This window comes from Nonomuraea sp. NPDC052129 (assembly GCF_040680095.1).
Taxonomy (GTDB): domain Bacteria; phylum Actinomycetota; class Actinomycetes; order Streptosporangiales; family Streptosporangiaceae; genus Nonomuraea.
In genome coordinates this window covers 799678-824325 of sequence record NZ_JBFAVX010000001.1, presented here as the reverse complement: position 1 = coordinate 824325, position 24648 = coordinate 799678, and the positions used below count along the sequence as shown (strand labels likewise).

Annotated in this window: 20 protein-coding genes; 9 read left to right on the top strand and 11 right to left on the bottom strand. The window is 70.2% G+C overall.

Annotation, left to right across the window (positions count from 1 at the left end):
- Positions 1-215 precede the first annotated feature (215 nt).
- The 5 genes from AB0L53_RS03825 to AB0L53_RS03805 all read left to right on the top strand — a co-directional run bounded on the left by AB0L53_RS03825 (position 216) and on the right by AB0L53_RS03805 (position 5929).
- Positions 216-2009, top strand: a complete 1794-nt coding sequence (locus AB0L53_RS03825; RefSeq protein WP_363989793.1) for a phosphoenolpyruvate carboxykinase (GTP) — start codon at positions 216-218, stop codon at positions 2007-2009.
- A 180-nt stretch (positions 2010-2189) separates the two neighbouring features.
- Entirely contained in the window at positions 2190-3023 is an 834-nt protein-coding gene (locus AB0L53_RS03820) for an amidohydrolase family protein (protein WP_363989790.1), read from the top strand.
- Between the two features lie 19 nt (positions 3024-3042).
- Entirely contained in the window at positions 3043-3558 is a 516-nt protein-coding gene (locus AB0L53_RS03815) for a hypothetical protein (RefSeq protein ID WP_363989787.1), read from the top strand.
- An 82-nt stretch (positions 3559-3640) separates the two neighbouring features.
- Entirely contained in the window at positions 3641-4402 is a 762-nt protein-coding gene (locus tag AB0L53_RS03810) for an isoprenyl transferase (RefSeq protein WP_214639665.1), read from the top strand.
- Positions 4403-4609: 207 nt separating this feature from the next.
- A complete protein-coding gene (locus tag AB0L53_RS03805; protein ID WP_357944034.1) occupies positions 4610-5929 on the top strand; it encodes a PhoH family protein in 1320 nt (439 codons plus the stop codon).
- A gap of 1 nt (position 5930) precedes the next feature.
- On the opposite strand, the gene AB0L53_RS03800 is transcribed toward AB0L53_RS03805, so the two are convergent.
- From AB0L53_RS03800 to AB0L53_RS03790, 3 genes are read right to left on the bottom strand one after another with little or no spacing between them, the layout of a single operon-like run.
- Positions 5931-6443: a hypothetical protein gene (locus tag AB0L53_RS03800; RefSeq protein ID WP_357944036.1), complete on the bottom strand. Its 513-nt coding sequence runs from the start codon at positions 6441-6443 to the stop codon at positions 5931-5933.
- Complete coding sequence (locus tag AB0L53_RS03795) at positions 6436-7848, bottom strand: HAMP domain-containing sensor histidine kinase (RefSeq protein WP_363989781.1); 1413 nt, start codon at positions 7846-7848, stop codon at positions 6436-6438. The genes AB0L53_RS03800 and AB0L53_RS03795 overlap by 8 nt, the downstream gene beginning before the upstream one ends.
- Positions 7845-8519 (bottom strand): response regulator transcription factor, encoded by a 675-nt coding sequence (locus AB0L53_RS03790; protein WP_358448785.1) that lies wholly within the window; start codon positions 8517-8519, stop codon positions 7845-7847. Before AB0L53_RS03790 ends, AB0L53_RS03795 begins: the two co-directional genes overlap by 4 nt.
- A gap of 353 nt (positions 8520-8872) precedes the next feature.
- On the opposite strand from AB0L53_RS03790, the gene AB0L53_RS03785 reads away from it, so the two are divergent.
- On the top strand, positions 8873-9508 hold the full coding sequence (locus tag AB0L53_RS03785) for a lytic transglycosylase domain-containing protein (RefSeq protein ID WP_363989778.1): 636 nt from the start codon (positions 8873-8875) through the stop codon (positions 9506-9508).
- Positions 9509-9578: 70 nt separating this feature from the next.
- Positions 9579-11576, top strand: a complete 1998-nt coding sequence (locus tag AB0L53_RS03780) for a glycosyltransferase family 2 protein (protein WP_363989775.1) — start codon at positions 9579-9581, stop codon at positions 11574-11576.
- Here AB0L53_RS03780 and AB0L53_RS03775 read toward each other — a convergent pair.
- The 5 genes from AB0L53_RS03775 to AB0L53_RS03755 are packed head-to-tail and all read right to left on the bottom strand — an operon-like array spanning position 11566 to position 17615.
- On the bottom strand, positions 11566-12696 hold the full coding sequence (locus AB0L53_RS03775; protein ID WP_363989772.1) for a tannase/feruloyl esterase family alpha/beta hydrolase: 1131 nt from the start codon (positions 12694-12696) through the stop codon (positions 11566-11568). The genes AB0L53_RS03780 and AB0L53_RS03775 overlap by 11 nt on opposite strands.
- A complete protein-coding gene (locus tag AB0L53_RS03770) occupies positions 12696-13694 on the bottom strand; it encodes an alpha/beta hydrolase (protein WP_363989769.1) in 999 nt (332 codons plus the stop codon). The genes AB0L53_RS03775 and AB0L53_RS03770 overlap by 1 nt, the downstream gene beginning before the upstream one ends.
- Complete coding sequence (locus AB0L53_RS03765; RefSeq protein ID WP_363989766.1) at positions 13691-14962, bottom strand: MFS transporter; 1272 nt, start codon at positions 14960-14962, stop codon at positions 13691-13693. The genes AB0L53_RS03770 and AB0L53_RS03765 overlap by 4 nt, the downstream gene beginning before the upstream one ends.
- A gap of 30 nt (positions 14963-14992) precedes the next feature.
- Entirely contained in the window at positions 14993-16855 is a 1863-nt protein-coding gene (locus tag AB0L53_RS03760) for a helix-turn-helix domain-containing protein (protein WP_363989763.1), read from the bottom strand.
- Between the two features lie 7 nt (positions 16856-16862).
- Positions 16863-17615 (bottom strand): SDR family NAD(P)-dependent oxidoreductase, encoded by a 753-nt coding sequence (locus AB0L53_RS03755; RefSeq protein ID WP_363989760.1) that lies wholly within the window; start codon positions 17613-17615, stop codon positions 16863-16865.
- A gap of 260 nt (positions 17616-17875) precedes the next feature.
- Between AB0L53_RS03755 and trpD the strand changes: the two genes are divergently transcribed.
- On the top strand, positions 17876-18913 hold the full coding sequence (gene trpD / locus AB0L53_RS03750; protein ID WP_363989758.1) for an anthranilate phosphoribosyltransferase: 1038 nt from the start codon (positions 17876-17878) through the stop codon (positions 18911-18913).
- Positions 18914-18951: 38 nt separating this feature from the next.
- Here trpD and AB0L53_RS03745 read toward each other — a convergent pair whose 3' ends face one another.
- The 3 genes from AB0L53_RS03745 to AB0L53_RS03735 form a co-directional block, all read right to left on the bottom strand.
- On the bottom strand, positions 18952-20343 hold the full coding sequence (locus AB0L53_RS03745) for a class II fumarate hydratase (protein ID WP_363989755.1): 1392 nt from the start codon (positions 20341-20343) through the stop codon (positions 18952-18954).
- Between the two features lie 240 nt (positions 20344-20583).
- Complete coding sequence (locus tag AB0L53_RS03740) at positions 20584-22479, bottom strand: protein kinase (RefSeq protein WP_363989752.1); 1896 nt, start codon at positions 22477-22479, stop codon at positions 20584-20586.
- A 35-nt stretch (positions 22480-22514) separates the two neighbouring features.
- Positions 22515-23624 carry a serine/threonine-protein kinase gene (locus AB0L53_RS03735; protein WP_363989749.1) on the bottom strand — a complete coding sequence of 370 codons (1110 nt, stop codon included), beginning with the start codon at positions 23622-23624 and terminating at the stop codon, positions 22515-22517.
- A gap of 766 nt (positions 23625-24390) precedes the next feature.
- On the opposite strand from AB0L53_RS03735, the gene AB0L53_RS03730 reads away from it, so the two are divergent.
- Entirely contained in the window at positions 24391-24579 is a 189-nt protein-coding gene (locus AB0L53_RS03730; RefSeq protein WP_214639679.1) for a DUF5999 family protein, read from the top strand.
- Positions 24580-24648 lie beyond the last annotated feature (69 nt).

The following is a 24648-nucleotide window of genomic DNA, read 5'->3' as shown; positions in this document are numbered from 1 at the left end:
AACCTCTTGCGAAATTGGTTTAGACCAACTTCATTCGCCGGGCAGTGGGCGGGTCGCTTTCTTTTGAAACCGCTTCTTCGGGGTAGGCTCCCCCAATCATCGAGGCCGCAGCCTGCGGCGACGGCCAGATCCAGGCATAGGTCTATGCCAATTGGCTTTTTCGCGCCGTCGTCGTGAATGATGTTTGGGCCCTGAAGAGTGGAGGAGCCGCCGCCGTGTCCGTTTCCGTGGAAGTACCCGCCCCGACGAGCAATGCCGAATTGGTCGCCTGGGTGAACCAGATCGCCGCATTGACCCAGCCCGACCGGATCGAGTGGTGCGATGGCTCGGAGGAGGAGTGGACGCGCCTGACCAACCTGCTCGTCGAGCAGGGCACGTTCACGCGCCTGGCCAAGCGGCCCAACAGTTTCTACGCCAAGTCCGACCCGACCGACGTGGCCCGGGTCGAGGACCGTACGTTCATCTGCTCCGAGCGCGAGGAGGACGCCGGGCCGACGAACAACTGGGTCGCGCCCGCCGAGATGCGCCGGACGTTCGGCAAGCTGTTCGCCGGCAGCATGCGCGGCCGGACCATGTACGTCGTGCCGTTCTGCATGGGTCCGCTGGGCGGGGAGATCTCCCAGCTCGGCGTCGAGATCACCGACTCGCCGTACGTGGCTGTCTCCATGCGGGTCATGACCCGCATGGGGGAGCGGGCCTTGCGCCTGATCGAGGAGCGCGGCGAGTTCGTCAAGGCCGTCCACTCCGTCGGCGCGCCGCTGGCCGACGGCCAGGAGGACGTGCCGTGGCCGTGCAGCTCGACCAAGTACATCAGCCACTTCCCGGAGAGCCGCGAGATCTGGTCCTACGGCTCCGGCTACGGCGGCAACGCGCTGCTCGGCAAGAAGTGCTACGCCCTGCGCATCGCCAGCGTCATGGCCCGCGACGAGGGCTGGCTCGCCGAGCACATGCTCATCCTCAAGCTGACCCCGCCCTCGGGCGAGACCCGCTACATCGCGGCCGCGTTCCCGAGCGCCTGCGGCAAGACCAACCTCGCCATGCTCCAGCCGACGATCCCCGGCTGGAAGGTCGAGACGGTCGGTGACGACATCGCCTGGATGCGGTTCGGCGACGACGGCCGCCTCCACGCCATCAACCCCGAGGCCGGCTTCTTCGGCGTCGCGCCCGGCACCGGCGAGGTCACCAACGCCAACGCGGTCAAGACGCTCTGGGGCAACAGCATCTTCACCAACGTCGCGCTGACCGACGACGGGGACGTGTGGTGGGAGGGGCTCACCGCCGAGCCGCCCGCGCACCTGACCGACTGGAAGGGTCGCTCGTGGACGCCGGAGTCCGACGAGCCCGCCGCCCATCCGAACGCGCGCTTCACCACCCCCGCCGCGCAGTGCCCGACCATCGCCCCCGAATGGCAGGACCCCAAGGGCGTGCCCATCTCGGCGATCCTGTTCGGCGGCCGCCGCGCCACCGCGGTGCCGCTGGTCACCGAGTCGCTGAGCTGGGAGCACGGCGTCTTCCTCGGAGCCAACGTCGCCTCCGAGAAGACCGCCGCCGCCGAGGGCAAGGTCGGTGAGCTGCGTCACGACCCGTTCGCGATGCTGCCGTTCTGCGGCTACAACATGGGCGACTACTTCGCCCACTGGCTGGAGATCGGCCGCCGCGAGAACGCCAGGCTGCCGCGCATCTACTACGTGAACTGGTTCCGCAAGAACGCCGACGGCAAGTTCATCTGGCCCGGCTTCGGCGAGAACAGCCGCGTGCTCAAGTGGATCGTGGACCGGCTCAACGGCGAGGCCGAGGCCGTGTCCAGCCCGATCGGCCTGCTGCCGGACGCGCTCGACGTCGAGGGCCTTGACCTGGCGGAAGAGGACCTGCGTACGCTGCTCACGGTCGACCGCGAGGTGTGGCGGGAGGAGGCGGCGCTGATCCCGGCCCACTTCGACAAGTTCGGCTCGCACCTGCCCAAGGAGCTGTGGGAGGAGTACAACGCCCTCCTCGACCGGCTGAGCTGACCCACCAGCACCAATCGGCAGCCTCCGGAACCAACCGGCACCGACCGCGCCGGCCGTCATCGCGACGGCCGGCGCGGTCGCGCGTCAGGGCGAGTGGCGCGGTCGGTCGCGCGTCAGGCAGGGCGGCCACATGGCTGGTGCCTCTTGATCTGATATATCCAGACATCCTAGGTTTGCCGGGTGATAGTGGATGCGCACCAGCATTTCTGGAATGTCGAGACCGGTTGGTACACCTGGCTGACCCCCGACCTAGGCCCCCTGCACCGCACCTTCGCCCCCGAGGACCTGCGGCCGGAGCTCGCCGCCACCGGCATAGAAGCCACGGTCCTGGTGCAGGCGGCCGACTGCTACGAGGACACCGACGCCATGCTGGCCCAGGCCGAGGCGCACGACTTCATCGCCGCGGTCGTCGGCTGGGTGCCGCTGGAGCGTCCGGAGGAGGCCGCGGCGGCCATCGACCGCTACGGGAGACATCCGAAGTTTGCCGGTGTCCGCCACCTCATTCACGACGAGCCCGACCCCGACTGGGTGGTCCAAGACCGCGTCCTGGAGTCACTGGGACTGCTGGCCGAGGCCGGTCTGACCCTCGACGTGCCGTCGCTGCTGCCGCGCCACCTCGATCACGTGGTCACCCTCGCCGAGCGGCATCCGAGCCTGAAGATCGTCATCGACCACCTGTCCAAGCCGCGGATCAAGGACCACGAGTGGGAGCCGTGGGCGGCCCAGCTCACCCGGGCCGCGGCGTGCCCCAACGTGTACGCCAAGGTCTCGGGACTGGTCACCGAGGCGGACCACCAGGAGTGGACCGTGGAGGACCTCAGGCCGTACGTGGAGCACGCGGTGGAGGCGTTCGGGCCCGAGCGGCTGATGTACGGCAGCGACTGGCCTGTGGCCCTGCTGGCGGCCGACTACCGGACGGTCTGGGAGGTGGCCACGGCCCTGCTCGGCGGCACCGACCGCGACCAGGTATTCGGTGGTACAGCTGGGTATTTCTACGGGTTTGCCGTGGTTTGACGGGGGATACCCTCTGGACATGGGAGGACTCCGCTGTGTTGACGGCTCATACCTGACCGTCACGCCCGTCGCGTGCACGGACAGCGTCGGCACGCCGTACGAGATCACCCTGGAACTCCGCCGCGACGGCGCGCCGTACGGGATCGTCGGCGAGCGGTGTGCCTGGCTGCTGGAACGGCTGGCGCGCGGCGTCAGCCGGGCACGCGAGGAGCAGGAGCAGGGCGAAGCGGGCAAATGGCCGGATCCTGATGACAGGTTCCCCGGCGACGAAGGCGGGAGCGAGCTGTTCTGGTTCCGATATCGCGCGAGGTCCGGCGCGGTGAACGGCGGGGAGCTACGCTGCCAGCTCAGGACCATCCCCATCTGGCTACCCGCCCAGGGCGAGTGGCGGGTGACCCGCAGGGCCTACGTCGAAGCCTGGGGCTCCAGCGGCGTGGGGATGCGGGCGGTCCTGACATCGTCCGAGTTGGCCGCGTTCGTGCACGGTCTGGTCGACGAGGCGGAGGACTGCCTGGGCGGCCGGGATTCCGGTTGAGGGGGCAGGCTGGGGTGAAACGCGGTGATAATTGCCTGTTGGGTCATTCGACCATAGGCACGGCACCGATGGGGAGGACTCCGTGGGCCTGCGCGATCTGGTCTACCGGCTGTACGAGCACCGGCTGGAGACCAAGCTGTCGAAGGACAGCGTCCCCCGGCACGTCGGGGTCATCATCGACGGCAACCGGCGCTGGGCGCGGGCCATGGGCATGCGTGATGTCGCGAGTGGTCACCGCAAGGGTGCCGACAAGATAGCCGAGCTGGTCACCTGGTGCCGCGAGACCGGCGTCGAGGTGGTCACCATCTGGATGCTGTCCAACGACAACCTCAACCGGCCGAGCGAGGAGCTGGAGCCGCTCCTGCGCATCATCGAGGACGTGACGCGGGAACTGGTGGAGGCGGGCTGGCGGATCAGCCCGGTCGGCGCGCTGGATCTGCTCCCCGACCGCACGGCGAATGTCCTCAAAAACGCAAAAGAAGTCACATCGCACCGTCCCGGCCTGATTGTGAACGTTGCAGTTGGGTATGGAGGAAGGCGTGAGATTGCCGATGCGGTGCGCTCACTCCTCCAGGAGCACGCCAGCAAGGGTGCCAGCATCGAGGACCTCGTCGAGGTACTCGATGTCGAGCACATCGCGGAGCATCTCTACACTCGCGGCCAACCCGACCCGGATCTTCTCATCCGGACCTCAGGCGAGCAACGCCTGTCGGGCTTCATGCTGTGGCAGAGCGCTCACTCAGAGTTCTACTTCCACGAGGCATACTGGCCCGACTTCCGCAGGGTGGACTTCCTGCGGGCGCTGCGCGACTACGCCGCGAGACACCGACGTTACGGTTCCTGACGGGACAACTGGGTATCCAGGACGTAACGTGATAAGTGTCCGGTCACAGGCCGGACACTCCGGAGAGGGCCCGCCTTTGCACCAACACCTGCCGCGGGGGGCCGGAATCCGGCGCCGCCGACAGGTCTTGGTCGGGGACGCGGGTCCGGTCCGGTTCCCACCTCGTCTGCAGGGTGCCCGTTCCGATGGGCGCCCGGGGGAGAACGTGTGGCAGTGTCCTCGAGCAACCCTTCGATCAACCCGGCCAAGCGCACGTACGTGCTGGACACCTCGGTCCTGCTAGCGGACCCGGCGGCCATGACCCGGTTCGCGGAGCACGACGTGGTCCTCCCGATCGTGGTCATCACCGAACTGGAGGGCAAGCGACACCACCCCGAACTCGGCTATTTCGCGAGGAAAGCTTTGCGCTACCTCGACGATCTACGAGTTCAGTACGGCCGGCTGGACGAGCCGATGCCCACGGGAGACGGCACGATCAGGGTTGAGCTCAACCACAGTGATCCATCCATCCTGCCCGTCGGGTTCCGCCTTGGCGACAATGACACCCGCATCCTGACCGTGGCGCGCTCGCTCGCCGCCGAGGGCTGCGATGTCGTGCTGGTCTCCAAGGACCTGCCCATGAGGGTCAAGGCCGCCTCGATCGGCTTGTCCGCGGAGGAATACCGCGCCGAGCTGGTGGTCGAGTCGGGCTGGACCGGGATGGCCGAGGTCCAGGTGACCACGGAGGACGTGGGAACACTCTTCGAGCACGGCACGGCGGATCTGGAGGAGGCCAGAGACCTGCCGACGCACACGGGCCTGCGGATGCTGTCGGCCAAGGGCTCGGCCCTCGGCCGCGTGCTGCCGGACAAGTCGGTGCGGCTGGTGCGCGGCGACCGGGAGGTGTTCGGCCTGCACGGCCGCTCCGCCGAGCAGCGCATCGCGCTCGACCTGCTGATGGACCCGGAGATCGGGATCGTCTCGCTGGGCGGGCGCGCGGGCACCGGCAAGTCGGCGCTGGCACTCTGCGCGGGCCTGGAGGCCGTGCTGGAGCGCCGCCAGCACCGCAAGGTCGTCGTCTTCCGCCCCCTGTACGCCGTGGGCGGCCAGGAGCTCGGCTACCTGCCCGGCTCCGAGGGCGAGAAGATGGGCCCGTGGGCGCAGGCGGTCTTCGACACCCTGGGCGCGGTCAGCTCTCCCGAGGTGATCGAGGAAGTGCTCGACCGCGGCATGCTGGAGGTGCTGCCGCTCACGCACATCCGTGGCCGGTCGCTGCACGACGCGTTCGTGATCGTGGACGAGGCGCAGTCGCTGGAGCGCGGGGTGCTGCTGACCGTGCTGAGCAGGATCGGCGCCAACTCCCGGGTGGTGCTCACCCACGACATCGCCCAGCGTGACAACCTGCGGGTCGGCCGGCACGACGGCGTAGTGGCGGTGGTGGAGAAGCTGAAGGGCCACCCGCTGTTCGCGCACGTCACGCTGACCAGGTCGGAGCGCTCGCCGATCGCCGCACTGGTGACCGAGATGCTGGAGGACATCACGCTCTAGGTCACTTGAGGTCGCCGCAGATGAACCGTCCCTCCGTCTTGGAGGGGCGGTCGTCCGGGTACTGGTGGACGATCTTGACCTGCTCGAACGCGGCGTCCTGCTGGGCCGTACAGACGATCTGGGCCTTGGCCAGTTTGCTGAGCGTGCCCTCGCCCCTGATGAAGACGGTCAGCGTCGAGGTGCGCGGCAGCTGGACCTCGTCGCGCTGGATGGGGTTCAGCGAGTCCTCGATGCGCTCGAAGGTGAAGCCGCGCAGGGCGGTGTCCCGGTCGCCGAGCGGCATTCCGGAGGCGTCGAACAGGGCGGTGAGCAGGCTGCTGACCGTGTCGGAGTCGACGTCGGCGGGTTCCAGTGTCAGTTTGCCGTTCTTGAGCAGGTAGATGGTCTTCGAAGGCGGCGGCACCTCGATGACCGGCGGCGCGGCCCGTTCCTCGACGTCCGTGGGGGAGATGCCGCAGGCGGCCACCGCGAAGAGAGCGAGGAGCGCCGCTACAAGGGCACGACGGTCAGCCATGAGGCAGCCAGACCGTGAAGAGCGTGCCCGGCTCCTGCCGGCGCACCGAGATGGTGCCGCCGTGCAGGTGCACGTTGGCCCGCGCGATGGCCAGGCCGAGACCGCTGCCCTGGCTGCGCGCCCGGCCCGCGCCGGCCTTGAAGAAGCGGTCGAACACATGGGGCATCGCCTCGACCGGGATGCCCTTGCCGTGGTCGCGTACCTTGACCTCCAGCCCGTTCTTCGTGGCCCTGGCGTTGACCACCACCGGCGGCAGCCCGTGCTTGAGCGCGTTGCCGACCAGGTTGGCCACGATGACGTCGAACCTCCTCGGGTCGAGGTTGACCGTCAGGATGCGGGAGGTGTGCACCTCCACCTGCTCGCTCCAGCCGCGTACCTCCAGGCAGTCGTGGATGGCGTCGCACACGTTTACCGGTTCCAGGTTGAGCGTCGCCGTGCCCGCGTCGAAGCGGCTGATCTCGATGAGGTGCTCGACCAGGCCGCGCAGCCGCTCGATCTCCCGCAGCACCAGGCGTACCGCCTCCGCGGGCGCGCTGGGCAGCCGCTCGGCCTCCTCGGAGAGCATGTCGGCCACGGCGGTCATCGCAGTGAGCGGGGTGCGCAGCTCGTGCGAGACGTCGGCGACGAAGCGGCGCGACAGCGCCTCCAGCGAGCGCAGCTCCGACACGCTGAGCTCCAGCGCCGCCGCCGCGTCGTTGAACCTGGAGGTGAGCTCGGCCAGCTCGTCCTGACCGTGTACGGGCAGACGCGTGTCCAGGCGGCCCTGACCGAGCGCCTGCGCGGCGGCGCTGAGCCGCCTGACGGGCAGCAGCACCTGCCTGGCCGACAGTAAGGCCACGACCAGGGCGATCAGCAGGATGACCGCGCCGCCCTGGGTGAGCGTGCCTCTGAGCGTGGACAGCTGGCGCTCGTCGTCGCGCAGTGGGAAGAACACGAAAGCCCGCAGGCCGGTGGCCTCGGGTCCGGCGTCGGTACTGCGGTAGACCTCGGCGCCCACGATGAGCCAGAGCTCGTCGTGAATGAGGGTGCGCTGGGTGACGACGTTTCGCTTGGCGCGGCCGTACAGCTCGTTGGGCACGTCGTTCATGTTCAGCGGGCCTTCGGCGTAGGCCAGGTTCTTGTACTCGACGACGACGCTGCGGCCCGGGCCGTTGAGGGACTGGGCGACGTTCTCCAGGTTCTTGGTGGTGGGCGGGGCCTCGCCCTGCCGGAGCGTGCCGACCGGGAAGGTGATGCGGCCCAGCTCCCTGGTCACCAGGTCGATGGAGGTGTCCTCGGCCCGTTTGATGAGCGCCGACTTGGCCAGCTCGAAGCCGATGGTGGCGACGAGGAAGGAGGCGGTGACGGCGACCAGGGTGAACGTGATGACCAGGCGCGCGCGCAGCCCGGTGGGCAACGGGATCACGGAGGGCTGAACCGGTAACCGAACCCGCGCACGGTGTGGATGAACACCGGCTCCGCCGGTCTCGGCTCGATCTTCGCGCGTACCCGCTGCACGCAGGCGTCGACCAGGCGCGAATCGGCCACGTGCGTGTGGTCCCAGACGGCCCGCAGCAGGTAGCGCCGGTTGAGCACCTGGCCGGGATGCCGTACGAGCTCCAGCAGCAGCCGCAGCTCGGTCGGCGTCAGGTGGATCTCCTTGCTGGCCAGCGTGACCTTCAGCGCGCCCCGGTCGATCATGAGGTCGCCGAAGGAGATCCGGTCGGAGGCGGCGGACTCGGCCCGGCGCAGGATGGCGCGGATGCGGGCGTCCAGGACCCGGGGTTCGACCGGTTTGACCACGTAGTCGTCGGCGCCCGCCTCCAGCCCGACCACCACGTCCAGGTCGTCGCCGCGCGCGGTGAGCAGGATGACCGGGAGCTGGTCGAGCCGGCGGATGCGCCGGCACACCTCGACCCCGTCCATGCCGGGCAGCATGACGTCGAGGATCGCGATCTCAGGGCGGCGGGACCTGACGTGGTCGAGGGCTTCCTCGCCGGTCGCGTACGAGGTGACGGAGTGCCCCTGCCTGGTCAGCGCCAGCTCTAGAGCCGTGCGGACGGAGGGGTCGTCTTCGACGAGGAGGATGCCAGCCACGCGGACATTATTCTTCCCAGCTGCGACTATCTGCGTTCTGTCATGAAACTGTGACATGGCGCGCACAAGACCCAAAACAACGCCAGGCACGCTAGAAGCGGCCCTCCCTTCGGTGACGGGCGCCCGAAGGGCGGGCCGGATGATGTGATGAAAATCACACCGCTGGTAAATCTGGGCGCCAACCAGCCTGTTAGTAAATGTGGCGCCAATCGGATATCCCGTTTCGGTTGCGGACCACCCCCTATGACAGGGCAAGCTCATGGGTCGTGAGCCCTGGTCCGCAGTTGAGTGAGCGCCCCGCGCCGGAAACCCCCCGCTCGGCACGTCGACCGGCCCGTTCGTCCTCGCGGACAGTGAAGCGCGTGGTGGTCATCGGGTTGTCCGTCGTGGTCGTCTGTGGCGGCGGTGCCTTCGTCGCCTACCGAGCGATCCAGAACGCCAACACGCCGCCCACGCCCATCTCGGCGGAGGACTTCGGCCGGATCGCCAGCGGCGACCTCTACGCGCCCGACCCCGACAGCGACGCGCTCAAGGAGGCGGGGGTCAAGGCCTACCAGGCGCGCAAGCTCAAGGAGAGCCGCCAGGGCGGCAAGCCCGACGACCTCGACTGGATCGTGGTCAAGAAGAAGTCACCGGGCGGCGACGGGTTCCCGCCCGCCAACTTCCCGCCGGGCAGCAACCCCTCGCCGGGCAGCAACAAGGCCGTCGCCAAGCAGATGCTGTCCGGGGCGGGCTTCGGCGCCGACCAGTGGGGCTGCCTGGAGTCGCTCTGGCAGAAGGAGAGCGGCTGGAACGAGCGGGCCATGAACCGCTACTCCGGCGCCTACGGCATCCCGCAGTCCCTGCCCGGCAGCAAGATGGCCAGCGCGGGCGGCGACTGGCAGACCAACGCGGCCACGCAGATCAAGTGGGGCCTCGGCTACATCAAGGGCCGCTATGGCACGCCCTGCGCCGCCTGGGGGCACTCGCAGGCCAGCGGATGGTATTAACGAGCCATCTTTTCTTCTGCAATCGGCAAGCCACCGCGCCCCATGAGATAGGTCGGCGCACGCTGACCACATGGGTGTGAAGGTCAGTGTGATCGTTAATGTCCACAACCCGGGAAGCCGCGCTGACGCGTGCATCCGCTCCGTCCTGGAGCAGAGCATGCCCGCGGACGACTATGAAGTGATCTTCGTGGACGACGGTTCCATGGACGGGATCGCGGAGCGGCTCGACACGGTCGCCGCGGTCCGCAGGAACGTCCGGGTGCTGCACCTGCCCCACACCGGCTCACCGATGCGAGGCCGCAACGTCGGCATGGCCGCCGCCAAGGGCGACTACATCTACCTGATGGACCAGGGCGACCGGCTGGAGCGCGGCGCCCTGCTGAGCATGCACGACCGGGCCGTGGAGACCGACGCCGACGTGCTGGTCGGCCGCCTGGTGCGGGACGTGGGGCCGCCGGTGACCGCGTTCGTGCGCAGCAGGGGGCGCGCCGATCTCCTGCGCGACCGGCTGCTCAGCCTGCTCACCCCGCACAAGCTCTACCGCCGCGCCTTCCTGGAGGAGCACGAGCTGGGCTTCGCCGTGCCCGGCGGGCAGGTGGCCGAGCAGGCGTTCGCCGTACGGGCCTACCTGCAGGCCAAGGTCGTCGCCGTGCTGGCCGATCAGATCTGCTGCCACATCGGCGAGCGCGAGGAGGTCGTGGAGGACCCGCGCACCACCGTGGCCGAGCTGCGGATCCTGCTGGCCGACATCGACGCCTACGTGAGCGACGGGCGCCAGCGCGACCGCATGTACGGCCACTGGCTGCGCACCACCGTGCTCAAGCCGTTGCTGAGCAGCCGGTTCTTCGCCTCGTCCGTGGACCGGGGCATGCACTTCAGGTTGATCAGGCAGCTCGTGCTCGACAGCTTCCCCGAGCGCCTCGACCGCTACCTGCCGGTCCAGCTGCGGGCCGTGGCCACCTTCGTCCGTACCGGACGGCTGGACCAGCTCGTCGTCCTGGCCAACTCCTCCGGCCGGGCCGGGCTGCGGGCGGACCTGAGCGAAGTCCGCTGGGACGCGCAGGTGCTGGTGCTCGGCCTGTCCGTGGAGGTTCTGGGCGGTGACGGGTGGCCCACCAGGTTCCGTACGGACGGTGAGCGGTTGCTCTGGCAGCCACCCCGATCGGTCGACGCCAGGCTGCTGCCCGACAGCGTCCTGGACGTCACCGCCGCCATCGAGCGGGCCCGCATCGAGGTGTACGTACGGCACAGCGAGACGAGCGTCATCCACTACCTGCCGGTCGCCTACCGGGTCGAACGGGTCCAGGACGGGCGCCGCCACGTCCGCGTGCGGATCGTCGGCGAGGCCAGGGTCGACGTGGCGGCGGCGGCGCACGGCGAGCCGCTCAAGGCCGGCCAGTGGGAGGTGCACGTCCGCATGTTCGGCGGCGCGCACCAGGCCAGGAGCCGGGTCCGCCGCCCGGACGGCCCGCTGAACTGCCTCGGCGTGCTCGCCCAGCGGCCCAGGATGCGCCTGGTGGTGCCCTGCTGGAGCGACGCGGGCGAGCTCGGGCTGGCGGTCGAGCCGCGCTCGTTCTCGGAGTCGATCGCGCTGGTGTCGCCCGGCGTGATCATCCGGCGGCAGGAGGGGCATCTGTACGTCGTGCTGCCCGTGCCGTACGTGCCGCCGAGCGGCGGTCCCGCGCTGGAGCTGGTGCTGCGCAACACCGCGCGGCGGCCCCGCGAGGTGAGCGCGCCCGCGCTGGTCGAGCCGGGGGTGCCGGGCAAGATCGCCGGCCAGTTGGTGGCCAAGGTGCCGGTCAAGCGGATGATGCCGGGAAAGGACAGCCTCGGCCCCGGGGCCTGGCTCTCCTCGCTGCGTACCGCCGACGACGAGATCGGCCTGCGGTTCGGGCTGGAGGTGCGCAGAGGCAGGATCGAGGTGCGGCCGTCGGCCGCCGTGGACCCCGAGCGGCGCTCGGCGATGGGCACGGACACGCTGCTGCACCGGATCGGCCGCCGCCTGCCCGGCGCGCGGCACATTGTCCGGCTGGCGCGCGCGGGCAGGCATCGCTACCTCAGGGACTGACCCAGTTCTCCAGCTCGGTGAAGGAGTCTCTGAAGACCGGCAGCATCGGCTTCAGCTTGTCGGGGTAGACGTCCACCAGGCTGTCGAGGTGATTGCCGCCCTCGACCCGGTGATAGCGGAACGGCCGGTGCGGGCCGACCATCTTGGCGTAGACGTCGGAATCACGCGAGATCGGCAGCAGCGAGTCGAGTGTGCCGTGGATGGTGATGAGCGGCTTGGTGATCCGGCCGGTCAGCGCGATCTTGGCGACGGCCGCGTACGGCTTGCGCGCGTCGTAGTCGTAGTCCGCCGGGGCGCCCTCGTAGGAGGGGTCGAGCTCCTTCTGGTAGAGCCGCTGGGTGAGCTCCCAGTAGTACTGCCGGTGGAAGGGCCACAAGAACTCCGAGCCCGCGGCGAAGCCGGCCTGCTCGGGAGACTCCTTCAGCGCCTGGGGCAGGAAGTTGAGCAGGTTGTCGCCCTTGACCCGCCAGAGCGTGCCCTCCCAGTCGACGCCGCCGTCGTAGAGCCAACCGCGGTTCTCCAGCTGCCAGCGGACAAGGTAGCCGCCGTTGGAGATGCCGGCCATGAACGTGCGCCGGGGCTGGCGGCCGTACCGCTGCCTGACGACGGCCTTGGCGGCCACCGTGAGCTGGGTGACGCGCTCGTTCCACTCGGCGATCGCGTCTCCGGGGCGGCGGCCGTCGGCGTAGAACTCCAGGCCGGTGTTGCCCTTGTCCGTGGCGGCGAACGCGTAGCCCTTCGACAGGACCCAGTCGGAGATCGTGAAGTCGTTGGCGTACTGCTCCCTGTTGCCCGGGGTGCCGGTGACGACCAGGCCGCCGTTCCAGTTCTCGGGGAGTCTGATGACGAACTGGGAGTCGTGGTTCCAGCCGTGGTTGGTGTTGGTGGCCGAGGTGTCGGGGAAGTAGCCGTCGATCTGGAGGCCGGGGACGCCGGTGGGGTTGACGGTGGCCGCCGAGTGCAGCCCGGCCCAGTCGGCCGGATCGGTGTGGCCCGTACCGACGGTGCCCGCCGTGGTCAGGTCGTCGAGCCGGGCGCTGATGGTGTGCTCGGCGCCCGGCACCGTAAGGCCTTGGGCGGGGGTCAGCAGGCTGGCCACCAGGGTTAACGCGACTAACATCAGGACTCCGCGAGATGGTCGGCCAGCAGGCGCTGGAAGTCGGCGGGACGCTCCAGGTGCGGGCTGTGGCCGCACTCCGTCAGCACGGCCTCCCGATAACGGCCGTAGCGGTCGAGCACGGCCCTGGTCTGGGACACCATGGGCTGCGCGGTGGTGCCGGGCGAGCCGGGCACCACGCCCAACTGACCGAGGTGGGCCAGGTCGAACAGAGAGGTGTCGGAGACGATCACGTCATCGGCGCCCCTGATCCACAGGATGGGCGGCTTGGGGTCGATCTCGTGCAGGTCGTCGAGTCGGAAATGGGTGGGGGCCAGGGCGTTGAGCACGCCGTGCTTGCCTGGGGCGACGCCCGGCCATTGCCCCGAGCCGACAGGGTTGCCCGGGTAGTGGGACTCGCCGACACGGGTGGTGAGCATGGAGCGGACGTAGAAGTCCTCGTCGGGGACCGGATTCTTCACGTACGTGCTCCGGAACACCGAGCGAGGAGACGTGGGGGATTCGTCCGACATGTCGGCCGCCTTGAGGCGGGACACGAAGTCGGGGTTGGCGGCCCCGGCGCCCGCTCCGGTGCCGTCGGCGTGGGTGAGCCGGCCGTCCGCGCCCTCCGTGCCGCCGTAGCCGTACGGCGAGACGGGGTTGACCAGCGTGACGCTCCTGACCGTGCCGGGACGGTCGCGCAGCAGCCGCAGGACGATGCCGCCGCCCATGCTCCAGCCGACCAGGTGGACCCGCGCCAGGCCCAGCCGGTCGATCAGCTCGCTCAGGTCGTCGGAGTAGTCGCGCAGGCCCCGCGTGGCGTCCACCGGCTCGGGGTCGGTCTCGCCGAACCCGCGCAGGTCCACCGCGAGCGGCCGGTACGCCTCGGGCAGCGCGGCCATGGTGCCCCGCCAGAACGCGCTGGAGGAGACGTTGCCGTGCACGAACAGCGCGGGCTCGCCGCTGTCCCGGCCCACCACGGTCAGGACGTGCTGGGTGAGCCGAGGCGTGGTGACCTTCACGCGTTCACCTTCTCCGCCAGGTCGCGGCCCTGGGTCTCCCTGGCGGCGTAGACGGCGACCAGGGTGAGGACGGCCGCCAGGCCTAGGTAGACCGAGATCGGCAGGCCGCTGCCGTAGCCCTTCAGCAGCGCGACCGCGATGATCGGGGCCAGCGCCCCGGCCACGATGGCCGACAGCTGAGCGCCGATCGACACCCCGGTGTAGCGCATCCTGGTGCCGAACAGCTCGGCGAAGAAGGCCGCCTGCGGGCCGTACATCATGCCGTGGAAGAGCAGGCCCACGGTGATGGCCAGCGTGATCGCCAGGAAGTTGCCGGTGTCGACGAGCGGGAAGAACGCGAAGATCCACAGCCCGATGCCGGCGGCCCCGGCCAGGTACATCGGGCGGCGGCCGATCCGGTCCGACAGCGCGCCCCACATCGGGATCGTGACGAAGTGGATGGCCGAGGCGATCAGCACGGCGTTGAGCACGGTGGTGTTCTCGATCTTGTTCGTCTTCGCGTAGGTGATGACGAAGACCGTGAGCAGGTAGAACGAGATGTTCTCGGCCAGCCGCGCGCCGATCGCGACGATGACGTCGCGCCAGTGGTGGCGCAGCACCCCGATGATCGGCGCGGTCTCCTCCGGCTCGGCCTGCTGGAACACCGGCGACTCGCTGATCGACAGCCGGATCCACAGGCCGATCAGCACCAGCACGCCCGACAGCAGGAACGGCACCCGCCAGCCCCACGCCAGGAACGCCTCGTCCGACTGCGTGGCGGCCAGCACCGCCAGCACGCCGGTGGCCAGCAGGTTGCCGCCCGGCGCGCCGGCCTGCGGCCAGGAGGCCCAGAAGCCGCGCCGCGCCGCGTCGCCGTGCTCGGAGACGATCAGCACCGCGCCGCCCCACTCGCCGCCCAGCGCGAAGCCCTGCACCAGCCGGAGCAGGGTCAGGAGCAGCGGCGCGGCGGCGCCCACGCCCGCGTACGTCGGCAGGCAGCCGATCAGGAACGTGGCGGCGCCCATCAGCAGCAGGCTGACCACCAGCAGCTGCTTGCGGCCGAGCCGGTCGCCGAAGTGGCCGAAGATCAGGCCGCCGAGCGGGCGGGCGATGAACCCGACGGCGTAGGTGAGGAACGCCAGGAGCGTCCCGGTCAGGGGGTCGGCGTCGGGGAAGAAGAGCTTGTTGAAGACGAGGGCGGCTGCCGAGCCGTACAGGAAGAAGTCGTACCACTCGATGGTGGTGCCGATCAGGCTCGCGGCGACGATCTTCTTGATGGAAGTGGCCATGCCGTCACGCTAGGGAGTGACCGGCGTCACTCATATGGCGTCGCGACCCACAGTCTGTGGTGCGGATGTGTGGCCGAGCCGGTGCAGGCGGAGGGCGAGCTGGATCTCCAGCGCCCGCTCCGGCTCCAGCCAGCCGTCGCCCAGGAGCTTGCCGACGCGGTCGAGCCGTTGGGTGACGGTGTTGACGTGGATGTGCATGGCCTCGGCCGTACGGGAGGGCGAACCCCCCGAGCCGAAGTAGGCGGCGAGCGTGTCGGCCAGGACGGTGCCCCGGCGGGCGTCGTACTCGACCACTGGGCCGAGCACCGAGCCGACGAAGCCGCGCACGTCGCGGCCGTCGCCGACCAGCAGGCCGACGAAGCCCAGCTCGCTCGCGCTCGCGCCGTCACCCGCCCGGCCCAGCGCGATGAGCGCCTCCGCGCAACGCCTGGCCTCCTGGTAGGCCGCGGCCACGTCGCTCTTGCGGGAGGCTCCGGCCGTGGCGGGCGTGTGCAGCGACGTGCTCAGCTCGGCCGCGACGCGCTGCGCGATGGCGCCCGCGTCGCCGCCGGGAAGCAGCAGCACGACCTCATCGGCCCGCCCCGCCGCCAGCCCATGGCGTACGGCGGCCTGCGACGACGCCCAGAACGCGGCCCGCTCGCGCTGCCCGTCATGCCGGACCACGACCACGACGTGCGGCGCGGTCAGGTCCACGCCCAGCCGACGGGCCCGGTCGGCAAGGCCGGGGGAGCCGGGCCTGGAGATCAGGTCGTCGAGCAGCTCGCCCCGCACCCGGCCCTCCGCCTCGGCGACGCTCCGGCGGAACAGCAGCAGCAGCGCGCAGACCAGCGCCGCCCGCTCCAGGATGCGCTCGTCGGCGTCGTCGCTGCGCAGGATCAGCGTGCAGAGCGGCTCACCGCCGACGTCCACCGAGGCGATCAGCAGATCCGCCTTGCGCACGGTACGGCCCAGCGCCCTGGACGCCTGCGCGGCCTCGAACACGCCCGCGTCCAGCTCGCCGACGTCTCCGGTGATCGGCCGCCCCAGGTCGTCGAGTACGGCCAGCGAGCCGCCGAGCACGTCGGTCACCACGGCGGCCACGTCCTCGATGCCGCCGCCGCGCAGCACCAGCGAGGTCATCCGGTCGTGGGCCAGCGCGGCCCGCTCGACGGCCTGGCCGTGCTCCCTGACGGTGCGGTGCGCGGTGGACAGCTCTTCGAGGGCGTTCCTGGTCTCCTGCAGCAGCCTGGCGTTGTCGATCGCGACGGCCGCGTGCGCCGCCAGGCTCGCCAGCAGCGACACCTCTTCCTGCAGGAACGGCCGGCGGCTGCGGTTGGCCGCGAACAGCACGCCGATCACCCGCTGCCCCAGCCGCAACGGCACACCGAGGATCGCGACCAGGCCCTCCTCGGTGACGGCCTCGTCGATGTGGTTCTTGTGGTGGAAGCGGGCGTCGTCGAAATAGTCGGCGGTCGCGTACGGCGTGGCGCTCTGCGCCACCAGCCCGCCGAGCCCCGCCCCCATCGCCAGCCTGAGCGCCCGGAACTTGGCCGAGATCGAGCCGTCGGTCACCTGCATGTACGTGTCGCCGCGGGCCGGATCGTGCAGCGTGAGGTAGGCGGTGTCGGTCGCGAGCAGCTGCCTGGCCCGGTGCACGATCGCCTCCAGCACCGCGTCCAGGTCACGCAGCGCGGCCAGGTCGTTGGCGGTGTCGTAGAGGGCCGACAGCTCGGCTTCACGCCTGGCCCGGCGTTTCAGGAGCGCGCGCACCTTGAGAGCGTCGACCTTGGCCAGCTCCAGCTCCTCGACCGTGGCCGCGTCGGCACCTTCGGCCCTGGCCTGGATGATCGGCCCCTCGAACTCGACCGCCGACGCCTCCCTGGCCAGCAATTCGAGGAATTGTCTGCTCATCATGGCGTCGCTAGCGTGCCGTCCAGCCGCCGTCGAGGGGCACGGAGACTCCGGTGATGAACGACCCGGCGGGGCCACACAGGTAGGCGACCAGTTCGGCCACCTCGTCGGGCTCGATCAGCCGCTTGATCGCCGCGGGCTGCAGCATGATGTCCTCGACCACCTCGCCCGGGTCGATGCCGTGCATCTTCGCCTGGTCGGCGATCTGGCCCTCGACCAGCCCGGTCCGTACGTAGGCGGGGCACACGCAGGTGGAGGTCACCCCATGGGGCGCCCCTTCGAGCGCGAGGGCCTTGGAGAACCCCTCCAGCCCATGCTTGGCCGCCGTGTACGCCGACTTGTACGGCGAAGCCCGCAACCCGTGCACCGAGGAGATGTTGACGAACCGCCCCCACCCCCGCGCGTACATGCCCGGCAGCACATGCCGCGCGATCCGGAAGGGCGCCTCGACCATGACCCGCAGCATCGTGGCGAACACCTCGGGCGGGAACTCCTCGATCGGCGCCATGTGCTGGAACCCCGCGTTGTTGACCACGATGTCGATGGGCCCGTCCGGCAGCACGCCGACGAACTCCGGATCGCTCAGGTCGGCCACCACCGGCACCCCGCCGACCTCGGCGGCCACCTTCTCCGCCGACTCCGCGCTCCGGTCGACGACCAGCACCTTCGCCCCGCCGGCGGCCAGCCGTCTCGCGCAGGCGGCTCCGATGCCGGCTCCGCCCCCCGTGACCAGCGCCGTCCGCCCCGTCAGCTCGTTCGCCATGTCTCCGAGCCTAAGCGCTCGTGGGCCGAGGGCGGCATGGGTGTCCGCGACATAGATCGGTAGTCCTTTATGTGGTGTGTCCCGGCGGCTACGGCGCCCACGTGCCTGGTACGGTTTCTCCCATGCACGCGTATTCGTACTCCTGGTGGCCCGCCTTCTAGGCGGTCCTCCTAGCGCATACGCACCCCGGCCGCCTCGACGAGGCGGCCGTCGTCATGTCAGGACCCCCTTGTCGAGCACCTCAGACGAAAGGGCGTCCAGTGACAACCTGGCCAGCGCTGCTCAGCACCCTCCTCGACGGCACCTCGCTCACCTCGGGCCAGGCCGCCTGGGCCATGGACCAGATCATGTCGGGCGCCGCCACGGACGCCCAGATCGCCGCGTTCGCCATCGCCATGCGGGCCAAGGGCGAGACCGTGGCGGAGGTCTCCGGCCTGGCCGACGGCATGCTCGCCAGATCGGCGGCCATCAGGATCCCCGGCGACCCGGTCGACCTGGTCGGCACCGGCGGCGACCGGGCCAACACGGTCAACGTCTCGACCATGGCGGCCATCGTGGCGGCGGCGGCCGGGGCCAAGGTCGTCAAGCACGGCGGCCGGGCCGCCTCCTCGACCACCGGAGCCGCCGACCTGCTGGAAGAGCTCGGCGTGGTCATCGACCTGTCGCCGGCCGGTGTCGCACGGGTCGTGGAGGAGGTCGGCATCACGTTCTGCTTCGCGCCCACCTTCCATCCGGCGCTGAGACGCACCTCGGGGGCGCGGCGGGAGCTGGGGGTGCCCACGGTCTTCAACTTCCTCGGCCCTCTCACCAACCCCGCCCTGCCGGCCGCCCAGGCGGTCGGCGTCTTCGACCCGGACCTGGCGCCGGTCATCGCGGGCGTCCTCGCGGAGCGCGGCGGCTCCTCGCTCGTCTTCCGCGGCGACGACGGCCTCGACGAGCTGACCACCTCCGGCCCCTCGGCCATCTGGCTCGTCCGCAAGGGCACGGTCACCCAGACCCGCTTCGACCCGGCGGACCTGTCGATCCCACGAGCCCGCCCATCGGACCTGGCCGGCGGCGACGCGGCGCACAACGCGGCGGTGGCACGGGCGGTCCTCGCGGGCGAGCGGGGGCCGGTCCGCGACATCGTCCTGCTGAACGCGGCCGCGGCCCTGGTCGCGGCCGACGGCACACCGCCCGCCGCCGACCTCACCGGAGCCCTGGCCCACGCCTACAAGCGGGCAGGGGACGCCGTCGACTCAGGGGCCGCCGAGACCCTGCTCACCCGCTGGGCCCGGGCCACCCACAGAGCGGCCTGAGGCCCGCCGTCACTTCGGCGCGTGGTCTGGCGTTGTCGTCACTCGGCGGGCCGGGTCATGGAGAGTACGTCCAGCAGGGCATCGAGTTGTTCCTCCGTGAGCCGGCCGGCCGACACGTGGCCGCGTTCGATGACCACCTCGCGGATCGTCTTGCGCTCGGCCAACGCCTGCTTGGCGATCTTCGCCGCCTCCTCATAGCCCACGTATCGGTTCAACGGCGTGACGATCGACGGCGACGACTCCGCGTACTCCCGCAGCCGTGGCACGTTCGCCGTGATCCCCGACACGCACCGATCGGCCAGCAGCCGTGAGACGTTGGCCAGCAGCCGGATCGACTCCAGGATGTTCCGCGCGATGACCGGCAGCTGCACGTTCAGCTCGAAGCTGCCCGACGCGCCCGCGAACGTGATCGCGGCGTCGTTGCCGATGACCTGCGCCGCGACCATGGCGGTCGCCTCGGGGATCACCGGGTTGACCTTGCCCGGCATGATGGACGAGCCCGGCTGCAGGTCGGGCAGGTTGATCTCGCCCAGCCCGGCGCGCGGCCCGGAGCCCATCCACCGCAGATCGTTGGCGATCTTGTTGAGCGAGACCGCGACCACCTTCAGCTGGCCCGACAGCTCGACGATGGAGTCCTGCGCGCTCTGCGCCTCGAAGTGGTCCATCGCCTCCCTGAACGGGATCCCGGTCGCCTCGCGCAGCTTCTCGATCGCCAGCTGCGCGAAGCCCGGCGGAGTGTTGATGCCGGTGCCCACCGCCGTACCGCCCAGCGGCAGCTCCAGCACGTGACCGAGCGCCGTCTTCACCCGTACGGAGCCGTGCTCGATCTGCGTGGCGTAGCCGCCGAACTCCTGCCCCAGCGTCACAGGCGTGGCGTCCATGAGGTGCGTCCGCCCGGACTTCACCACCTGGTCGAACTGGATCGCCTTGGCCCGCAGTGCCGCCGCCAGGTGTTCCAGGGAGGGCAGCAGGTGGTAGGTCACCTCCGTCGCCGCCGCCACGTGGATCGACGTCGGGAACACGTCGTTGGACGACTGCGAGGCGTTGACGTGGTCGTTCGGGTGTACGGGACGGCCCAGCCGCTCCTCGGCCAGCGTCGCGACGACCTCGTTGGCGTTCATGTTTGACGAGGTGCCGGAACCGGTCTGGAAGACGTCGATCGGGAAGTGATCGTCGTGCTCGTTCTCCGCGACGTCGGCCGCGGCCTGGGCGATGGCCTCGGACAGGTCCTTCTCCAGCACGCCGAGCTCTCCGTTGACCTCGGCGGCGACCGCCTTGATCAAGCCGAGCGCGGCGATGTGCGACGGCTCCAGCGGCCGTCCGGACACCGGGAAGTTCTCCACCGCCCGCTGCGTCTGCGCGCGCCACCTGGCTCCGACTGGAACGCGCACCTCACCCATGGAGTCATGTTCAATGCGGAACTCGCTCATGCCTCCCAGTCTGGCTCACGCACGCCGAAACAGCCCGAAAGGGGCGCCACGACGAGGCCGTGCCAGCTCAGCTCGACAGGGCGAGACCGTGTCGGGCTCAGCTGGACGAGGCGGGGTGGGCCCGCTCAGCCGGCCAGGGTGAGGCCGGGCCAGCTCAGTCGGCCAGGGTGAGGCCGGCCAGCTCAGTCGGCCAGGGTGAGGTCGTGTCGGCTCGGTTGGAGAGGACGCGGCCGTCTCGGGTCAGCTGGACAGCAGCGCCACGATGAGGACGGCGATCACCACTGCGGCGGCCGCGGCCACGGCCATCAGGACCAGCATCCCGTTGCGGTTGCCCGTGGGGCCCTGCTCTGGCTCCTTCGCGATGGCGAACAGGTCCGTTCCGAGCCCCTGCCCGGCCTGGCGTTCCTGCCCCGGCTGCCCCGCCGGGCGCGGCGGGCCCGCGTGCGGGCCGGTCGGCGGCCCCTGCTGCGGCCCCATCGGTCCCATGGGGGGTCCGGCCTGCGGTCCCATGTAGGGCGGCCCTGCCTGCGGCCCACCGGGCGGCGGTCCGGGCTGGGGGCCGCGCGGGTTCTGCTGGGGCGGGGGCACCGGGTAGACCTGCTGTCCCGGAGGGTGGTGAATGCGGGTGGTGACGGTGCTCTGCTCGTCGGAGCCGCGCCGCGACGGGTCCTGGGGCATGGGGGTCTTCGGCCGCGCCACGCTGATGGTCCGCTCGGGGTCGTACGCACCGCTCGGGCGAGGCCCGGTCGGGGCACCGGGCCCTCCGGCACCACGCTGAGGGCCACCGGGCCCGGACGGAGCGCCTGTGGAGCCGTGCGGGCCGCCAACAGGGCCGGATGGCGCGCCCGTGGATCCGGGAGATCCGGGAGGGGCACCCGCGGGCCCGTGTGGCCGCGCTCCGGTCGCCGGACCGGCGGCCTGCGCGCCAGGCGCCCCGCCTGCCCGCGCGGCCTGTGCTCCTGCCTGGGGCCCCTGCGGGGGCGTGCCGAACGCGTTCGGACCGGGCCCGGGCCCCTGCGGTCCGCCCATCGGCCCCTGCCCGCCCGGACCGAACGCCCCGCCCGGTGCCTGGCCGCTCGGACCCGCTCCGCCCGGCGTCATTCCGCTCGGGCCCGTCGCGGCGTGCGGGGGCCGAGCATCCCGACCGGCCGCCGCGGCCGGAGCCTGAGCTCCACGGCCGGGAGCGGCGGGCGGGGGACCCCACGTCCCGGCCGCCTTGGGGGGCTGTACGGCGGGCGCCGTGTCGTTCGAGTCGGGCACGCCGGCCTCCTGGGCGATCAGGGCCTCCGCCGTGATCGCCGGCATCTCGCTCGTGGGCGTGTCGGCGATCATCCTGAGCAAGGTCTCCGCCTTGGCCGCCGACAGTCGCCGCTTGTGGTCCTTGTCCAGCAGCCCGGTCAGCACCGGCCGTAGCTGCCCGGCCTGGGTCGGCGGGTCGGCGTTCTCGCTCAGCAGCGCGGCGAGTGTCTCCGCGATCGTGGACCGCTCGTACGCGGGACGGCCCTCGACCGCGAAGTACAGCGTCGCGCCCAGCGACCAGACGTCGGACTCGGGCCCGGTGTATTCGCCTCTGGCCCGCTCCGGCGCCGTGTATCCGGGCGAGCCGATGACCATGCCGGTCTTGGTGAGCCGGGAGTCGCCCTCGGCCTTGGCGATGCCGAAGTCGGTCAGCACCACGCGGCCGTTCTCGGTGATGAGCACGTTGCCCGGTTTGACGTCGCGATGCGTGATGCCCTGGGAGTGCGCCGCGCGCAGCGCGCCGAGCAGGTCGACGCCGATCTCCGCCACCAGCCGGGGCGGCAGCGGGCCCTCTTCGTCGATCACCTGCTCCAGGGAGCGGGCCTCGATGAGCTCCATGATGATCCACGGGCTGTTGTCGTGGATGAGCACGTCGTGGATGGCGGCGACGGACGGGTGCTGGATCCGGGCGGCGATGCGCCCCTCCCGGACCATGCGCTCGCGCAGCTCAGACCGCTGTTCCTCGGTGAGACCCGGGTCCTGGCGGATTTCCTTGACCGCCACCTCGCGCCCGAGCGCGCGGTCGCGGGCGCGCCATACGGTGCCCATGGTCCCTCGGCCGAGGGGCGCGATGAGCTCGTAGCGCTCCGCGAGCAGGCGTGTCTGCTGTTCCGGCATGAGAAGAAGATATCGATTCTCGCTTGGGAAGTGCTTTACCCTCGCTTGCGAAGTTCTCTTGGCCAGAACCGTCGAGGAAGGCACAACTTTATCACCGTCGCTTTGAAACGGGCATAAGCGGACGGTGTAGGTCGGGGTTCGACCCGTTTCCGATGGACGCCTTCACCCGGTTTACGTTCCTGACGTGGTGGCGGGACCGCCAAAGCGGCCGCGGTGGCCTCTGCTCGGTGTAGCCCGCGGTGTGCGGGCCGGCGCGCGAAAGAGGGAGTGGTGATCACCGGCGCCGGCCGTACCGATCTGCTCGGGGCCAGCGGCTCCTCCGCGGAGCCGCCCGCCGCCACCCTGGCCAGCATCAACGAGGCGCGTACGGAGTCGAGCCTGGTCTGCGGGTCGATGCGCAGCAGCGCGTCGAGAACCGGCGCCAGCGGCCCGGCCTTCGTCATCGGGATCGGCTCGCCGCTGGTGAGCGCGGCCAGCGCGGCGGCGGCAGTACGGCGCCCGTGCAGGCCCCGGCCCTCGACGGCGGTGTAGAGGGTCGCGCCGAGCGACCACAGATCGCCGGCCGGACTGGCCTTCGACCCCAGCACCCGCTCTGGAGCGATGTATCCCGCCGAACCCAGCACGATGCCCGCCTGGGTAATAGAAACGTCACCTTCCAGTGCGGCCAGCCCGAAGTCCGTCAGGACCGCGCGGTCCTCCATCACCAGCACGTTGCTGGGCTTCACGTCGCGGTGCAGGATCCCCTTGGCGTGTACGGCCCGCAGCGCCCCGAGGATCTGCCGCCCGATCTCGGCCGCCTTGCGGGGATGGAGCGGTCCGCCCTCAAGGATCAGCTGCTCAAGGGACTTGGCCTGAAGCAGCTCCATCACGATCCACGGCCGGTCGTCCTCGGTGACCACGTCGAACACGGTGATGACCGACGGGTGCGCGACCATCGCGGTCGCCCGGCCCTCGCGCTCGGTGCGGGCGCACAGCTCGGCCCGCAGCTCCTCGTCGAGCACGGCCGGCAGCCGGACCTCCTTGACCGCCACGTCCCGGTCGAGCAGCTCATCGTGCGCTCGCCAAACGGTACCCATGCCGCCGCGGCCGACCGGCTCCAGAAGCCGGTAGCGCGCGGCTAGTAGGTAACCGGAGGGCGCACGCATGGCAGGCAGCTTACCTATTTGTCTAAACCGACCAGTAGAGGCGGGGCCGATAAAATGTTGCGAAGTTAAGTCAACTGGTCTGACTCGTGACGTCAGCAAACCTGCCGTCCACATCGGTCCGGTTGATAAGGGAGTAGGCGTGCTCCCAGGCGTCGAACACCAGCGGTGTTCCCATGATGGTGGTAAACGCGCTCGATGGCCAGCCGTCCGCCCAGCGGCTCCCCGGCCCCACACCCCGGCTTCGCACCCCCGCCCGCTTCGGGAACGCGCCAAGATCCACGGCCGCCGAGCTCGCCCTTGTCGCGCCCCCAGGTCCTCGGCAGGGTGTCAGTCCGAATCTGCCTCTGGTCGCTGACCTGCGGATATGGTGCCCGGCCCAAGTTGGGCACCAGGATTGTGCGCGATGCCCGCAAGAAGCTCGCAGGCGTCCGGCAGGGTTGCTCATAGGGGCCTGACGCAGCTGTCAGCAGTTTGTAAGGGTCTCGTAAGGGCGCAGGGGCAGACTGAAGTTAAGGGGATCGGATGAACCCGGAGGCGGCCGAAACTGTCAGTGGCGGCGGTCACACTGGGGACAAACGCCCTGGTGCTTACCGGAACCAATAACCGAGACGAGTTCGTTGAGGGACGTGATGAGGATGCGCCAGAGTCAGGTTCGTCGCCGACCGGCAAAGAGGCCGGTCGCACCCGCACTGGACCTTCGCACGCCGTCGGGGCGACAGCTGCCCTTTTGAAACCCACAACAGGAGCGCCACCTGAGAGGTGCACGATGTGCAGTCACTACCCGCTTTGTCCCACCGCCGACTCGCCCGACCGTGAGGCTTCACACGTGATCTCGGCTCACCCTGATCAGGGCTGGAGCCTGCTGTGTAATGGCGTGGTGCTGTTCGAGGACACCGGGTTGCTCCTTCCAGACGGCTCCGTCGTCGCGCCCCACCGCGGTCTCGTGGCCGCTTGAGCCGTTAATGACCAGTGCCGTCTGAGTGCCACCTGACCGGTGTCGTCTGAGCTTCACCTGACGGGTGCT